This is a genomic window from Cylindrospermum stagnale PCC 7417, from assembly GCF_000317535.1.
GTDB classification, from domain to species: domain Bacteria; phylum Cyanobacteriota; class Cyanobacteriia; order Cyanobacteriales; family Nostocaceae; genus Cylindrospermum; species Cylindrospermum stagnale.
In genome coordinates, this window is sequence record NC_019757.1 from 4,573,469 (window position 1) to 4,588,402 (window position 14,934).

At 41.9% G+C, this 14,934-nt stretch carries 14 protein-coding genes; 5 read left to right on the top strand and 9 right to left on the bottom strand.

Annotated features, from left to right (window positions below; genetic code table 11):
* Nucleotides 1–249 precede the first annotated feature (249 nt).
* Nucleotides 250–2,889, bottom strand: a complete 2,640-nt coding sequence (locus CYLST_RS32770; protein WP_015209380.1) for an alpha/beta fold hydrolase — start codon at nucleotides 2,887–2,889, stop codon at nucleotides 250–252.
* A gap of 333 nt (nucleotides 2,890–3,222) precedes the next feature.
* Nucleotides 3,223–4,287, bottom strand: coding sequence for a potassium channel family protein (locus tag CYLST_RS19150; RefSeq protein ID WP_015209381.1), 1,065 nt, complete (start codon nucleotides 4,285–4,287; stop codon nucleotides 3,223–3,225).
* A gap of 151 nt (nucleotides 4,288–4,438) precedes the next feature.
* Between CYLST_RS19150 and CYLST_RS19155 the strand changes: the two genes are divergently transcribed.
* The gene (locus CYLST_RS19155) at nucleotides 4,439–5,722 is read left to right on the top strand and encodes an aspartate aminotransferase family protein (protein WP_015209382.1); all 1,284 of its coding nucleotides are present in this window, start codon (nucleotides 4,439–4,441) and stop codon (nucleotides 5,720–5,722) included.
* Between the two features lie 271 nt (nucleotides 5,723–5,993).
* Here CYLST_RS19155 and CYLST_RS19160 read toward each other — a convergent pair whose 3' ends face one another.
* From CYLST_RS19160 to CYLST_RS19170, 3 genes are all read right to left on the bottom strand, one after another.
* A complete protein-coding gene (locus tag CYLST_RS19160; protein WP_015209383.1) occupies nucleotides 5,994–7,490 on the bottom strand; it encodes an adenylate/guanylate cyclase domain-containing protein in 1,497 nt (498 codons plus the stop codon).
* A 614-nt stretch (nucleotides 7,491–8,104) separates the two neighbouring features.
* Entirely contained in the window at nucleotides 8,105–8,785 is a 681-nt protein-coding gene (gene tsaB / locus CYLST_RS19165; RefSeq protein ID WP_015209384.1) for a tRNA (adenosine(37)-N6)-threonylcarbamoyltransferase complex dimerization subunit type 1 TsaB, read from the bottom strand.
* A 165-nt stretch (nucleotides 8,786–8,950) separates the two neighbouring features.
* Complete coding sequence (locus CYLST_RS19170) at nucleotides 8,951–9,199, bottom strand: Ycf34 family protein (RefSeq protein WP_015209385.1); 249 nt, start codon at nucleotides 9,197–9,199, stop codon at nucleotides 8,951–8,953.
* Between the two features lie 84 nt (nucleotides 9,200–9,283).
* On the opposite strand from CYLST_RS19170, the gene CYLST_RS19175 reads away from it, so the two are divergent.
* Nucleotides 9,284–10,528, top strand: coding sequence for a tRNA nucleotidyltransferase/poly(A) polymerase-related protein (locus tag CYLST_RS19175; protein WP_015209386.1), 1,245 nt, complete (start codon nucleotides 9,284–9,286; stop codon nucleotides 10,526–10,528).
* A gap of 84 nt (nucleotides 10,529–10,612) precedes the next feature.
* The gene (locus CYLST_RS19180) at nucleotides 10,613–12,163 is read left to right on the top strand and encodes an adenosine deaminase family protein (protein WP_015209387.1); all 1,551 of its coding nucleotides are present in this window, start codon (nucleotides 10,613–10,615) and stop codon (nucleotides 12,161–12,163) included.
* A 126-nt stretch (nucleotides 12,164–12,289) separates the two neighbouring features.
* On the opposite strand, the gene CYLST_RS19185 is transcribed toward CYLST_RS19180, so the two are convergent.
* On the bottom strand, nucleotides 12,290–12,514 hold the full coding sequence (locus CYLST_RS19185) for a type II toxin-antitoxin system HicB family antitoxin (RefSeq protein WP_015209388.1): 225 nt from the start codon (nucleotides 12,512–12,514) through the stop codon (nucleotides 12,290–12,292).
* Between the two features lie 94 nt (nucleotides 12,515–12,608).
* Between CYLST_RS19185 and CYLST_RS19190 the strand changes: the two genes are divergently transcribed.
* Together CYLST_RS19190 and CYLST_RS19195 are read left to right on the top strand one after the other, a co-directional pair.
* On the top strand, nucleotides 12,609–13,235 hold the full coding sequence (locus CYLST_RS19190) for a hypothetical protein (RefSeq protein ID WP_015209389.1): 627 nt from the start codon (nucleotides 12,609–12,611) through the stop codon (nucleotides 13,233–13,235).
* Nucleotides 13,222–13,617, top strand: a complete 396-nt coding sequence (locus tag CYLST_RS19195; protein WP_015209390.1) for a type II toxin-antitoxin system death-on-curing family toxin — start codon at nucleotides 13,222–13,224, stop codon at nucleotides 13,615–13,617. The genes CYLST_RS19190 and CYLST_RS19195 overlap by 14 nt, the downstream gene beginning before the upstream one ends.
* Nucleotides 13,618–13,790: 173 nt before the next feature.
* Here the strand turns inward: CYLST_RS19195 and CYLST_RS19200 are convergent, their stop codons facing one another.
* From CYLST_RS19200 to CYLST_RS19210, 3 genes are all read right to left on the bottom strand, one after another.
* On the bottom strand, nucleotides 13,791–14,411 hold the full coding sequence (locus CYLST_RS19200) for a Uma2 family endonuclease (RefSeq protein WP_015209391.1): 621 nt from the start codon (nucleotides 14,409–14,411) through the stop codon (nucleotides 13,791–13,793).
* Between the two features lie 73 nt (nucleotides 14,412–14,484).
* Nucleotides 14,485–14,712, bottom strand: coding sequence for a type II toxin-antitoxin system HicA family toxin (locus CYLST_RS19205; protein WP_015209392.1), 228 nt, complete (start codon nucleotides 14,710–14,712; stop codon nucleotides 14,485–14,487).
* Nucleotides 14,712–14,933, bottom strand: coding sequence for a type II toxin-antitoxin system HicB family antitoxin (locus CYLST_RS19210; RefSeq protein ID WP_015209393.1), 222 nt, complete (start codon nucleotides 14,931–14,933; stop codon nucleotides 14,712–14,714). Before CYLST_RS19210 ends, CYLST_RS19205 begins: the two co-directional genes overlap by 1 nt.
* Nucleotide 14,934: the final 1 nt, after the last annotated feature.

Sequence of the window (14,934 nt, forward strand, 5' to 3'; positions counted from 1 at the left end):
CCATTTTAGATGCCACAAATTCCCGACTTATTTGAGAAGTCGGGAATCTTGTTGTTGTAGCAGTTTTTATCTATAGCGTTTTCTGGTCAAATCAAGCTCATTTTAATTCAGATAGAATTGGTATTAGATCACAGTGTAGAGAGAAAGGTTGTTTGCAATGTCTCTACATGGGGAAATAATTTCTGTTGTGTGGTTTATTGATAGTAGTTTGATTTTATTTATGAACTTATAACATTTTTATAGACACAGCTAGCGACCTAGCTGCACCTGCTCTAAACAAGCCTGCAATTGTTCAGCCACTTCCTGGACGTGAGGTTCTTGGACTATGGAAGTGTGAGAACCAGAAAAGTAAAAAATCTCCAGTTTGCCTGTGACAAAATTTCCCCAGCCTAAGTCAGGAGCAGTCTTATTACCAACAAGGTCTATCCTCATCTGATCTTCAACTCGCAGGATAATTACAGGATTTGGATAAATTTGTAGAGCATATTTCATTTGCGCCTGTTTGTTGGAGTCTTTGACGTATAACTTCCTTAAGTCGCGATTTAAGGAAAGTCTAAAAACCAAGCAAGTTTTGTAGAAAACTTTCTGCAAGCGTGATTGGAGTAATTTGTTCCAGGCTAAAGTCCTTTGAAAAATGTAGGCAGGCCCTTGTTGTAAAAGTTGTTTAAGGTGAAGCGGTAATCGATTGAGCAAAGGTAACCTATCTTTAGAGCCAGGAGCAGAGGTATCAATCAAAACTAGCATTGCTACTTCCTGACCTTGCCTACGTAGTTGTTGAGCTATTTCGTAGGCTACTATACCCCCAAAGGAGTGTCCTCCTAGAAAATAAGGACCTTGGGGTTGTATGGTTTGTATCTCTTGAAGATAACAAGCCGCCATGTCTTCAATTCGATTATGAGGAGTTTGGTTTTTATTCAGTCCTAGGGCTTGTAGCGCATAAATCGGTTGCTCCGGACTGAAATGACGTGCTAAATCACGATAGAAGAGGACATCTCCAAAAATAGCATGGATCAAAAACAGAGGAGGTTTAGAACCTCTGGGCTGAATTGCGACTAAAGATGACCAAGATTCTGAACCTTTGGAGTGATTAATGATGTCAGCGAGTTGGTCAACTGTTGGCGCGGCGATTAAGGTAGATATAGACAGAGTTTTACCTAAGCGCGTGTCAATTTCTGCGAATAGCCGCAGCGCCTGCAATGAGTCACCGCCCAAAGCAAAGAAATTGTCGTAAATCCCCACTTTTTCAATACCCAACACCTCTGCCCAAATTGCTGCCAGCGCTTTCTCTGTCTCGGTTCTGGGAGCGATATAAATTATCTTCAATTGGCTTGCCAGTTTTTTTGCTAAACCAATTCGCTGGAGTTTACCTGTGGAACCTTTGGGGATTTCTGCTAGAAATACCACCTGAGTTGGTACTTTGAACTCTGCTAGTTTTGTGGCTACAAATGCACGTATTTCTTTTTCAGTTACATGGGCGTTTTGCCGGAGAACGATCGCAGCTGCGATATCTTCACCTAAGGTAGGATGGGGAACTGCAAAGGTGACTGCCTCTGCTACTCCAGGATAGTCTAGTAGCACTTCCTCAATTTCACGGGGGGAAATTTTTTCACCACCCCGATTAATCTGTTCTTTGAGTCTGCCTGTAACGAAGAGATAACCGTCACTATCTAAATAGCCCAGATCTCCAGTCTTCAACCACCCATTGGCAAAGGCCATAAAGTTGGCCTGCGGATTGTTTTCATAACCCTGGGTGACATTGCTACCCTGGATGACAATTTCGCCAATTTCGCCTTCTGCTTGGAAGTTTCCGGCTTCATCTATGATGGCAACTGCTGGGCCTGCGGCCATGCCAACTGAATGGACTTTACGCTTTTTCGGTGGTACGGGGTTAGAAGCTATTTGGGGGGCGGCTTCGGTCATGCCATAAGATTCAATCACAGGCACATTAAATGCTAGTTCTAATGCCTCTAGCACTTGCGGTGGTAAGGCTGAGGAAGCAGACCGAATGAAGCGGAATGAGGATTTTTCGCTCAGGCTGCGGTTAGCCTCGACCTCGGCTAATATTGCTTGATGTAGTGTAGGCACTGCGGTATACCAGGTTGGTTGTAGGACTTCCAGCCACTTAAAAAACTTGGTGGCATCAAAGCCTGGGGTGCAAACTACACTACTGACTGCTGCTAAGGAGGAAAAAACTGTGCTTAATCCGTGAATGTGAAATAGTGGCATGATATTCAGGCAGCGATCGCTTGGCTTCAGCTCCAAGACATTTTTGATGTTTTGTGCTGAAATATATAGATTCGCCTGGGTTAATGGCACAATTTTGGGTCTGGCAGTGGTTCCTGAGGTATGCAGTACTAGGGCAATATCCTGATTTTTTACGACAGATTTGGTGATTTTAGGCAAGTTTGTCTCACCTATCAGCTGGAAAACTCCCGCTTCTGCGTCTAACTGTGGCACCAGTTCCAGAATGGGAATATTCCGCGTTGCTGCGGCAAGTCTAGCAGGTGAATCGATTCCTGATTGCACTATCAGGGCTTTGGCATTCAAGTCACTTAGGTAAAAATCAAATTCCGCTGCACTATAACCAGGGTTGAGGGGGGCACTGGTGGCACAAGCCGTTACTGCCAAAAAAGCTACCGCCATCTCTGGGCCATTAGGCAGGACAATCGCAATACGATCGCCTAAACCTAGCCCTTGGGAATTCAAAATGGCGATCGTCTCTTGAATTTGTTCATCAAGGCGAATATAGGTTAGGGGAAGACGATCTGGTGCTGTGATGCTGGTCGCTTCTGGATTTCGCTTGACACTCTCTGTCAGTAATTGGACAATAGTCAAATTTTCTGAACTACCAATGATTGACTCAGATATATCTAAATGCTGTATTTTCATTTGCTTTTAGTGTAGATTGATACATTTAAATAATTTTCTCTAGAGGAATAAAAATCAAAAATCTGGTCAATATTGTTCGGACATTCAAGTTTGATATTTAGATAATTACCCTGAGCCGACTAGCTATATCTATCTTATGATAGATGAAAAAAAAACCAAGCTGCAAGCCGATATCCATATCTAAATCTAAATTAGAGTCCAAAATTACTGTTTCTGGAGAATCTTAGGAACTCGGTGTGATTTTCTCTTCTTCGGAAGTCATAGATACTTTACACATCTCTCTGGAAGTGAAAAAGTTACGGTGAATACACTGTAAAATTTAAACTTACCTAATCAGCTATTTTTAGGTCGTCGCAGTTGCTGGGAATTAATGGGTCCGAGAATTTGGTTGAGACTCCGCAATTGTTCTGCTGTGCCCATGCAAATGAGGGTATCTTGGGGCATGAGAACTGTATCGCCGGTGGGGCCACCAATGAGGGCACCATCACCTCGGCGAATTGCCAGAACTAAGGCGCCGGATTGCGATCGCAATTTAGCCTTCTGTAAACTCTGACCCACAAAAGGACAAACAGTCGGATCTAGTAAAAATTCTTCCATATACAACTGGCGGTCTGCACCTGTAAGAATTCCATCCACGAAGTCCAACACCTGGGGTCTGAGGGCTGCTGCTGCCATCCGTTTACCACCAGTGATATAGGGTGATATGACGGCATCAGCACCGCCCCTCTGGAGCTTTTTCAAGGCTTCTTCTGTACTGGCCCTAGCGATCGCCCGAATTCCTGGATTTAATGTTTTTACCGATAACACTATATATAAATTTTCGGCATCGCTCGGCAGTGCCGCGACAATGCAAATTGCCCGTTCAACGCCAACTTTCAGCAGGGTGTCGTCTAATGTGGCATCGCCTTGAAATGCCGTATAACCCTCAGACTGCGCTCTCTGCACAGATTCCACATCAGCATCAATAACGACAAAAGACACCCCTTCGGCGCGAAACTCTTTGGCAATTTGCCGACCAGTCCGACTAAATCCACAGATGATGTAATGTCCTGACAAGGATTCCATTAAGCGCCTCTGTTGCCGTAATCGAATTCCTTCTTGAAAGTAGCCTTGAATTACGGCTTCTGTAAATCTATTGACAATGTAACCGATATTGATTACGCCCATCAAAATCAAGGCAATTGTAAACAACCGTCCCCGGCTTCCTAGTGGGTGCGTCTCTCCATAACCCACCGTCGCTAAGGTGATCACCGTCATGTAAGCTGCATCTTCCCATGACCAGCCCTCAATGAAACAGTACCAAAAAGTTCCAATCAGGAAAACACCGCCGAGGGCAATTGCCCCTACCATTAACTCTTGTTGAATGCGTTGATATTTTTGATCGAGGGTAGAATACACAATTTTTTTTTCATTGCTGCCACTCGTTTGAGGATATCTGAGGGTTAGCCTTAGTGATAGAGGCAGTTATGGAAATAATTAGAAATTTTTAAATTTTTCCGGGAAACTAGAAAGATAAGTGTACGACAAAAGATTTTCAGGAGGAGCGGTAGTGAGCGTCCAAACTCCAGTTGAACAAGCCACAATCCCCCCAGAGATAGATTCTGTGCCATCTACTCCCTTTGATGCAGATAGCTTTAATCAAGCCGTGATGTCCACATACAGCCGTTATCCCCTAGCCCTCGAAAGGGGTGCGGGATGTCGGGTTTGGGATACACAGGGGCGGGAATATCTAGATTTTGTAGCCGGAATTGCCACTTGCACCTTGGGACACGCCCACCCAGCAATGGTAGAAGCGGTGACACGCCAAATTCAAAAGCTGCATCATGTTTCTAATTTGTACTACATTCCTGAACAGGGGGAATTAGCTAAATGGCTGATTCAACATTCCTGTGGCGATCGCGCTTTTTTCTGCAATTCGGGGGCTGAAGCTAACGAAGCGGCAATCAAACTGGCGCGGAAATACGCCCACACAGTCCTCAAAATTGACCAGCCAATTATTTTAACCGCTCATGCCAGTTTTCACGGGCGGACTTTGGCAACTGTCACCGCCACCGGACAATCAAAGTATCAAAAGTATTTTGACCCCTTAGTGCCTGGTTTCCATTATGTAGAGTACAACAATATTGCTGAGGTGGAAGCAGCCGTTAGCGAGTTGGATGAAGGTGATTATGGCGTAGCGGCGATTTTGATTGAGCCTTTGCAGGGAGAAGGCGGGGTGCGTCCTGGAGATATCGCCTATTTCCAAAGACTGCGGGAAATTTGTGATGAAACAGGCATTTTGTTGATTTTTGACGAAGTGCAAGTTGGCATGGGACGCAGCGGCAAATTATGGGGTTATGAACATCTCGGCGTAGAACCGGATATTTTCACCAGTGCTAAAGGCTTAGGTGGTGGTATCCCCATCGGCGCGATGATCAGCAAGAAATTCTGTGATGTATTTCAACCAGGGGAACACGCCAGCACCTTTGGCGGTAATCCTTTTGTCTGTGGAGTGGCCCTCAGTGTCTGCCAGACTTTGGAAAAAGAGCAGATTTTGCCGAATGTGGAAGCCAGAGGGGAACAGTTGCGGCGGGGATTAAATGCGATCGCTCTCAAATATCCGCAACATATTGCCGAAGTTCGCGGTTGGGGCTTAATCAACGGTATGGAATTAACAGCAGACACTCAGCTAACCGCCGCCCAAGTTGTCAAAGCTGCCGTAGACGAGGGTTTATTACTCGTACCCGCCGGGCCAAAAGTTGTCCGGTTTGTACCTCCCCTAATTGTCACAGAGGCAGAAGTCAAGATAGCACTGCAAGCTGTTGAAAAGGCATTAGCTACTGTCACAGCCTAGTACCGCTTTCTCGGAATTAAAAATTAACAATAAGGGAATACCAACAATTAAATTATCCAGTAATCATAGACTGGTAGAGACATAGCAATGCTGTGTCCCTACCAATTGGATATTTTTTTAATTGGAAATCCCTAAGCTTTTGAGTGGAATCTCACTGGTTAGTTATTTTTGCCGCCCTGTACTAGTTACTAAAGTGCCTCTGTGGTTAAAAAGCCATTTATTTAACCGCAGAGCTAAAATTTTGAATTTTGAATTTTGAATTTTGAATTGTTCACTCTTGCTTGCGGGATATTAGCCAGTAAGTCGGCATTTCGCCCTTGCCTTTAATGTTCACCATCCCCCGCAGATAAAGACAATATTTAGATTGCAGTCGTTGATAAGTTGCTTCAGCCACCTGAATCAGGTTCGGTTCTCCCTGTGATTCCATCCGACTGGCGATGTTGACCGTATCTCCCCAGAGGTCGTAGCTAAATTTGCTGGTGCCAATCACCCCAGCGACAACTGCCCCCGTGTTAATCCCAATGCGGATGGCCAGACGCCGCCCCTCGTAAGTTCGGAAATAGGCGATTTCTTGCTGCATAGATAGAGCCATTTCGGCGATCGCTTCGGCATGGTCTGGTCGTGGGTTCGGGAGTCCACCCACCACCATGTAAGCATCCCCGATGGTTTTAATTTTTTCTAGACCATATCGTTCTGATAGGCGATCAAATAAAGAAAAAATCCGATTGAGTAAACCCACCAGATCCTTGGCAGAAATGTAGCTAGACAATTCAGTGAAGCCAACGATATCGGCAAATAAGACCGTCACATCATTAAACTGTTCAGCGATCGCTTGATGCTTCTGTTTCAATCGTTCAGCGATCGCCTCTGGCAAGATGTTTAACAGCAATTGCTCGGTTTTTTCTCGCTCCAGTTGCAATTGCGTTTCTGCCCGCCTACGTTCAGTTATATCTCGATAGACCCAGACTCGCCCACTGATGCCAGCCCCCAAGCGTTGTGGACGGGAATGGCATTCAAACACTCGACCGTCCTGCAACTCCAGCACATCGTAAGCATCAACTTCTGGCTGGAGATAAAGTTCTTGTAAGCGACGGCAAAAAACCTCTGGAGATTGCAGTTGATTGGCTAAAAAGCGAACGCGACTCTCGCGGTCTGGCAATACTGTATCTGGATTGTCAATCCCCCACATATCCAAAAATTTCTGGTTGTAAGTCACAGATTGCAGATCGCCACTAACCGCTATAATGCCATCCCCCATTGAATCGAAGGTTGATTGGAGTAAAGCCAAAGAATTTGCCAGTTTGGTCTCTACTTGCTGGCGATCGCGGATTTCCTGCTCTAAAATAGCGTTTTGTTCTGTCAGCTGTCTTTGTAATTTGCGGATTGCTAGTTGATTTTCGATCCGCGCTAGCACCTCTTGCCCTTCAATGGGTTTAGTAATATAGTCAGCACCACCCACTTCAAAGGCTTTCACCTTATCAGATACCTCACCTAATGCACTTAAAAAAATCACAGGAACATCTTTGATCTCCTTCATCTCTTTCAGCTTTTGACAAACTTCATAACCACTCATTTCTGGCATCTGAATGTCAAGCAAAATCAAGTCCGGGCAAATTACTTGTACTTGTTCTAGTGCCATTTCGCCATTAATCGCACAGCGTACTGAGTAATCATGTTGCGTCAGCATAGTTGTGAGTAAAAGCAGGTTGCTGGGAGTATCATCAACAACCAAAATATCTGCCTTACATATAGTTGGAGGATTAGTCAACTTTATTTCCTATTTGTCTCTTTTGCATCAGCAGATGCTGCCCCCTTTAAATCCCGCGTTCCCCACTTTTGGAACACTACCAACCTTTAATCGATTGATTAATAAGTTTAACAATCTCCTAACCTTCAAAGTCTTTGGCTAATGTACGTAATTTTTCGCAGAATGGCAAGAGATGATCATCTTCACCTTCTAGTTTATTAACCTGTCGGATAATTTATTTGAAATTGCCTTTATACCTATGCCAGTATCTTCTACTTAAAACCAAAACTTCTGTTCTCTATTATCTAATTTAGATAGAATTTCAACCTTATAGATAATTAATGGGTAATGGGTAATGGGTAATTGGTAATGGGTAATGGGTAATTGGTAATGGGTAATGGGTAATTGGTAATGGGTAATTGGTAATGGGTAATTGGTAATAACTATTCCCCGTCCTCAGAGGATGTTTGAAAAGTTGTTTGTGATAAATATAACACTCGTAGATCCCCCTAAATCCCCCTTAAAAAGGGGGACTTTAAGAGTTTATTGCCCCCCTTAAAAAGGGGGGTTGGGGGGATCTCGATCAATTTTGATACTTTTCAAACATCCTCTCAGTCCCCAATCCCCTTTACCCTTTACAAATCTACCGGATGCTGCCCATAATAAGGTAAAGCTTCTGACCAGTTAGGACGCTTACCTTGTTGCCAATCAAAATCAGCTAATTGCAAAATACTTGTTACCGTCGCTGCTAAACCAGAAGTAGCTTTAATTAGTTGACAATCTGTAGACCAATTAGTTAAAGTTTCCTGCCATGCTTCAGGTGTAAATACAGTATCTGGTAATAAAGCTGTCATTCCCAAATTATTAAGTGTAGGTTGATAAATCGCGCCAAAAATTTGCCCACGTTGTGCTTGCATTTCCACAGCAAAATTTTGATTCCCCCAACGCTCTTCTTTGTTAGAGGATATCTTCGAGATATATTCTGCCCAAGCTACTGCGGCTAAAGTGGAAACAGCAAATACCGGAATTTCTAACTGTTGTCCTAAAGTTCGCGCAGTCACAACACCAATGCGAGTACCAGTAAAACCGCCAGGACCTTTAGCCACGGCAATAAATGCCATATCTGCCCAAGTTTGCGGTTTGATAAAATCAATTAAATATTGATGTATCTGGCTAGATAAATCACGCCCTAAATTCCAAACATTAGACCGATTTTCGCCTGCATTGCTGCTAATTGCCAAACCCAATTCGGGAGTGGTGGTGTGCATTGCCAAAGCGTATTTTGTGGTTTCGAGATGTTCTAGTTCAGTTGTCAAAGTATATTCAAATATATGTTTTTAGAATCGTAGAACAGGCCGGAAAGCCGATCATTCGGTAGCAGGCGAGACGCCTACTCTACAGCTACTGGGATTATTATCAATAAATCATAATCATATCTGAGCGGGTTAATTCAGACAAGAACCACCCGCCCCATCATAACGTCACGTAGGCACTAATTCACCCGGACGCAACTTAGCCCATTTGCCCATTTCCCGCTTAAAGCTGAGACATCCCACCACATCCCATTCCATTTCAATCACATCTTCTTTTGTGCGGATATTGACATTGATGGAAGGTTCGTTAGGATCAAAATCTGGCGTTTCGGTCAAGTGCGGCTGTTGGTGCTGCGTTTCTACAGCATTGTAGGTTGCACAGCGGTCTACATAGTGGCAGTTTACACAAATACACATAATAGAACCAACTCCAAAAACCTTTATAGTTAATCTAACCTAAGCCAAACTGTTAATCACTAGTTGCTGGGTTGATTTTTGAAAATGCAGAGTTCAGTTTTTTCTCGCCTATCTCCAGAAAATTGGCCTTTTAGCTTAGAATGGTTGCCACAACCTGCTTACATGGTTGGTGGTGCGGTGCGAGATGCGATTATTGGCAGAAGTCGAGAATACTTGGATCTAGATTTTATCATCCCATCGGATGCGGTGAAGGTAGCGAGAAAGATTGCTCAACATTACCAAGCTGGTTTTGTGTTACTTGATAAAGAACGCAGAATTGCTCGTGTTGTCTTTCCCCAGGCTACAGCTGATTTTGCCCAACAGGAAGGGGAGAGTTTAATTACTGATTTGCACAGAAGGGATTTTACAATAAATGCGATCGCCTATAATCCCCACACCCAAGAAATAATCGATCCTCTCCAAGGCTGTGCTGACATAGATTTGGGTCTATTGCGAATGATATCATCCGCCAACCTCCAAGATGACCCTCTGCGACTGATGCGAGGATATCGCCAAGCCGCCCAACTTGGTTTTACCATTGAATCAGCTACCCAAGCAGCCATTCGCAGTTTAGCGCCATACATCACTCAAGTTGCAGCCGAACGAGTGCGGGTAGAAATTGGCTATCTGCTAGGGAGTTATCAGGGTACTGCTAAAATCACCAATGCTTGGGAAGATGGGTTATTGGCTTCTTTCTTCAAAAACGCCAACCGTGAAAGCTTGATTAAATTAGCAGCGGTTGACAAAGCAGCTACCTTACTCACAGAAAACTGGCCGCAATTAGGAATAGAACTGCAAAGATATGTGCGCGATACTATCAAAACTTCTTGGTTCGGTATTGCCAAACTCGCTTGTCTTGTTCACCCAAATCCAGAAATCGCCGAGATAGAGTTACAACAACTAACTTACAGCCGTGCAGAGATTCGCGCTGTAGCCATCGCCCTGAAACTGTTCCCGCAATTCAAAAAAACTAATATGTCCCTACGAGAACAATATTGTTTGTTCCAGGAAGTTGGGATTGTATTTACCGCTACAGCAGCGTTAGCTCTAGCACATGATGCCCCAGTAGATGCGATCGCACCATTGATCAGCCGCTACCTTAACCCTGATGATCTGGTCGCTCACACCACTCCGTTAGTGAGTGGTAAAGACCTCATCATAGCATTAAACATCCCCCCTTCGCCAATGGTGGGCAAAATGCTGACAGAGATTGCTGTAGCCCAGGTTGAGGGGAGAATTGGGACGGTTGAAGATGCGATCGCATTTGCACGGGGATTAGTTGAGAATTGATTTTAGTTAATCTGAAATCATTGCTAAAGAAAGATGTGGGGGGATAATATATAAAAAATTCCAACATGGTATAAATTTTTGCAGATGAAAAGATACTGGCAGCTACTGATTGCTTTTGTAATCGGAGTCGGGATATTTTGTGGTGTAAACTATGGAGAGAGCTTGTTTTTACCTGCCTTCAGTCGAGAAAATAGCGGGCAACAAAAAATATCACTCCAAACAAATACCTATTTAGAAAAAGTCCGACAAGACCAAAAACTGTTACGCACTTTTCTGCAAAAAATGCCTAAAGGTGGAGAATTGCACACCCACCTGAGTGGTGATATTACCCCAGAACGGTTATTAGAATTGGCAGCGCAATCAAAACAGATTAAATACTTTGTGCGAGTACCCAATCAAATTTACCGCGCAGACGACCCCAAAGCTTATCAATTTGTAGCATTATCACCAGATACTCAACCAGGTTCCCAAGATAGCAATCATACATTAATACCAGCTTCTCAGCTACTCAACCCACAGACAGAATCTCAACGTCAGCACAAACAAAAATATCGTCAAGCCTTGATGATATCTGAAGCCGAACCAGATCCAAATACAGTATTTTTTAACGCAACTTTTGCCCGTAGTGATGTTGTCACCAGCAACCCAGAAATTGTGCGTCAAATGTTAGCAGATGTGGTGGAAAAAGCACACAAGCATCACATCAGTTATGTAGAACCAATGTTATCTCCTTTCCCCGGTAATCCACTTGGTAAAAACAAGGCAGATGAATATAAAGTATTGAATCTGACTACATCACGAGAGTATTTGACTAGCTTGATAGAAGCAGTAGAACAAGCAAATCAACAGTTACCAAAAAACGAGCGTGTAGAAGTCCGATTTATGCTCTCTTTTCGTCGTACCAGCGCTAAACAGTTTACACAATTACCCATCGCTTTTGAATTAGCAGCCGCCAATGATAAAGTAGGTAAAATGATCGCAGGTATCAACCTCGTTGGTAACGAATACTCAACAGATCCAGAGATTGGTCAAGCAATAGCTCAACCAGATAATATTAGTAATTATATTATCGCATTACGTCGCCTTTATCCCTCAGTCCGCTTATCAATTCATGCAGGTGAAACTGATAAATGGGACTGGCACATTCGAGATTCAATTTTACTAGGAGCAGAGCGCATTGGACATGGAGTAAACTTAGTTACATCTCCAGAAGCCAAATCAGTCAAACAGATTTGTGATGCAGTCAATTCAGATACTATCTTCCAAGCAAAATCAGCAGAAGAATCACTGATGCGCCGACGTGGTATTTTGATTGAAGCTTGTCCAACAAGTAACCATTTACTATTAAAAATTCCCTTCACCTGTCATCCTTTTAAAAAATGGTTGAGAATGGGGATTCCGGTTTCTCTCAACACCGATGATGCTGGTATCTTTGGCACGAATATCACAGAAGAATTTGCCCGTGTAGTTGAGAGTCAACCAGATTTGAGTTGGGAAGAAGTCAAGAAAATCGCTCGTGCCAGTTTAGAACATGCATTTGTTTCTGAGTCAACTCAAACAGAGTTAATTAAAAATTGGGAAATGCAAATAAAGCAATTTGAAGCAGCTATCAATCAAGAGAGTTTGAAGAGTTAGAAAACTCGATCTTGGTATCTTCGCTAGTTGATACCAATTCTATATTCACCTAGAATTCATAAATTCTACAGCCTTGTACTTTTGCATAAGTGCTGGGCATCTTCAATAAAGTACAGATATTAGCAATTAAACTCTTGTGGGGTTGGCATCTTGCCCGCCCTTATCTATCTTATAAAGTTGTTGCTCAGTCAGTTCCCGATTTGATATTAAAATCAACTCTATCGCTTCCCGCAAACTTTCTCTCGCTTCTTCTAGTGTTTTTTCTTGTACATTCGCACCTGGTAACTCTTGGACATAGCCAATATACCAATCATCTACCTTTTCAAATACCGCAGTAAAGGAGTTTTCCATAAAAAATCACCAACCATAATATAAAACTTAGCATTTTTTCGGTTAAAATGGTTTAATGGGAAACCTAACACCTCACAAGCGAGGTACATAAAAAATGGTTCACAGCTTTACATTCCCACAAGAGATGATTGACAGCATTCAGGAAAGGATAGAATTCCTAGAAAGATGCCTGAATGATGCTAACCCGCAAGATGAAGCAATGGCAGAAATAATTGAGTTGGCTAATAGTCGGCAAATATCTCTTAGTCAACTTAAAGAGGAAGCCAGACAAATGCTATATCTGCTTCATAAATTTTTGAAGTTAGATAAAAAGCTAAAAGCAAAAGAACAACAGGATGATTTATCACTTCTACTCTTTGTTAGATACAATTTCCTATATAAGGAAATCATGGATAAATACTGGGACTTTTTTCAAAATGAAAAAGGTAGAGAAGCCGTTAAAGCAATTACTTTGAGTTTAGGTAAATCATACATAAAATTGAAAAAAGAATTTGACTCTAGAGATGCTCAAAAAGATGAATTATACATTATTGTAGAAACACTAAAGCACTTAATACAATCAGTAATCACTGTTGTTTTAAACATTAACATATTAACCGAAGAAAAAGTTAATGCGTTGAATCTAAATACTTCCATTTCCCAAGAATCGGAAACTACGCTAACCTTTTTGGCATCTATGAAAAAATGGGATCAGGTGTACAGAAATCTTGCAAAATCCTAAATTTGTTGAAAAAGAAGATGTGTTAAGTATACATGATAAGCAATTAAGGCTGTATGGTGGCTTACCAGGTATACGAGATGAAGGTTCGCTAGAATCTGCTATTTCCGCACCTCAAGCAACCTTTGGGGGAGAATTTTTATATCCGACAATTGTGGAACAAGCAGCAACATACTTATTTAACATAAATAAAAATCATGCTTTTATAGATGGTAATAAGCGAGTTTCGTTTGCTGTTATGGTGACATTCTTGAACATGAATGATTACAAAATTAACAAGGAAGGCAAGGAAGCAGAGGAATTAACAATACAGGTTGCTGATAATAAAGTGAATAAACAAGAATTAATTGAAATTCTGAAAGATTGCATTACAGAACTATTTTAAACAGTAGGTTAGCATAAATAATTAAAGGTTCGTAGTGAGGGCTTCAGCCCTCTCTTTGAGACGACGCTACGCGGTAAGCGCAGCTATAAAAGAGGGCTATAGCCGCTTACTACAAGCCAATCTCAATATTTTTATATTCCTTAACTTAGTTTGATTTATTTTCGCTTAATTACTTACTCGAAAATATTACCAGCTTTCAAAATCTGTTCAGCAGTCAAATTCAAATTTGCGAAAGTTGGTGAAACTATCAAATCACTACCTCTAAAATGACTAACTTGGTATTCCCCATCTATCAATTCGTGAATAGAAATAGTTGGTTCTTTAGGATTACCAATAAACCTTCTACTCCCCAGCGCTAGATAGTCTACAATCCAGTATTCATGAATGCCTAACCTTTCATAATCACCAAGCTTTTTATAATAATCATCTTGCCAGTTAGTACTAACAACTTCAATAACTAAGGGAATAGAATCTGGTTGAGAAATTATTGCTGATTTTTTCCAGGTGGCGTCATTTGCTAAAATAGATCGATTTATCACCAATACATCTGGTAAATAGCTTGATTCGCTTGCAGGTGGCTTAACAAAAGTTGTTCTTGGTATTCCATAGGGTAAGTTTAAGCGTAAATACTCAGCCGTGATTCTCTCAGATAAAAAACAAATAATATCTTCATGAAAACCTACAGGTGGATTCATTTCAACAATTACCCCATCATGTAATTCATAGCGTCCTTTATCAGGTAGCCATTCTATAAATTCTGCAAAAGTTACTATTTTTGGTAAGGCTTGAACCATAATTCACCTACGGAAAGTTAATTCACGATCCTTAACTAAACCTGCAATTTTTCTATTTTGTCAAGTTCCAAATTCAATCCTCCAACGCTTCTATAAATTCATCCGCAGTAATTCCCGCTTTAGAAATTAGACTGCGTAAAGTACCGCGTGCTACTTCATAATGATTTGGTACAGAAAGTGTAGCTGGATGTCCTTCCTTTGTGAGAATAATATGACTCCCACGCTGACGGGAAACCTCCCAGCCTAGTTTCTCAAATGCCTTAATAACCTCCGTAGGTTTCAATATTGGTATAGCAGGCATTAGATATAAACTTCCACTTCACGAGTTATCACAGTCAATGGCATACCTTTTTTAAGTCTCACTTCTAAACATTCCTTAATTGCATCTTGAATATTTTCTTCAGCCTCTCGTTCAGTTTTACCTTGACTAACACAACCAGGAATTGATGGACATTCAGCAATAAAGATTCCATCTTCATCTTGAAAGATAGTAATGATAAATTTCATAGGTTTTGCTGGCATT

What these genes read in the sequence shown, in the direction of transcription:
- CYLST_RS32770 (WP_015209380.1), bottom strand. Translation starts at nt 2,889, where the DNA reads ATGAAAATACAGCATTTAGATATATCTGAGTCAATCATTGGTAGTTCA.
- CYLST_RS19170 (WP_015209385.1), bottom strand. Translation starts at nt 9,199, where the DNA reads ATGTGTATTTGTGTAAACTGCCACTATGTAGACCGCTGTGCAACCTAC.
- CYLST_RS19175 (WP_015209386.1), top strand. Translation starts at nt 9,284, where the DNA reads ATGCAGAGTTCAGTTTTTTCTCGCCTATCTCCAGAAAATTGGCCTTTT.
- CYLST_RS19180 (WP_015209387.1), top strand. Translation starts at nt 10,613, where the DNA reads ATGAAAAGATACTGGCAGCTACTGATTGCTTTTGTAATCGGAGTCGGG.
- CYLST_RS19185 (WP_015209388.1), bottom strand. Translation starts at nt 12,514, where the DNA reads ATGGAAAACTCCTTTACTGCGGTATTTGAAAAGGTAGATGATTGGTAT.
- CYLST_RS19190 (WP_015209389.1), top strand. Translation starts at nt 12,609, where the DNA reads ATGGTTCACAGCTTTACATTCCCACAAGAGATGATTGACAGCATTCAG.
- CYLST_RS19200 (WP_015209391.1), bottom strand. Translation starts at nt 14,411, where the DNA reads ATGGTTCAAGCCTTACCAAAAATAGTAACTTTTGCAGAATTTATAGAA.
- CYLST_RS19205 (WP_015209392.1), bottom strand. Translation starts at nt 14,712, where the DNA reads ATGCCTGCTATACCAATATTGAAACCTACGGAGGTTATTAAGGCATTT.
- CYLST_RS19210 (WP_015209393.1), bottom strand. Translation starts at nt 14,933, where the DNA reads ATGCCAGCAAAACCTATGAAATTTATCATTACTATCTTTCAAGATGAA.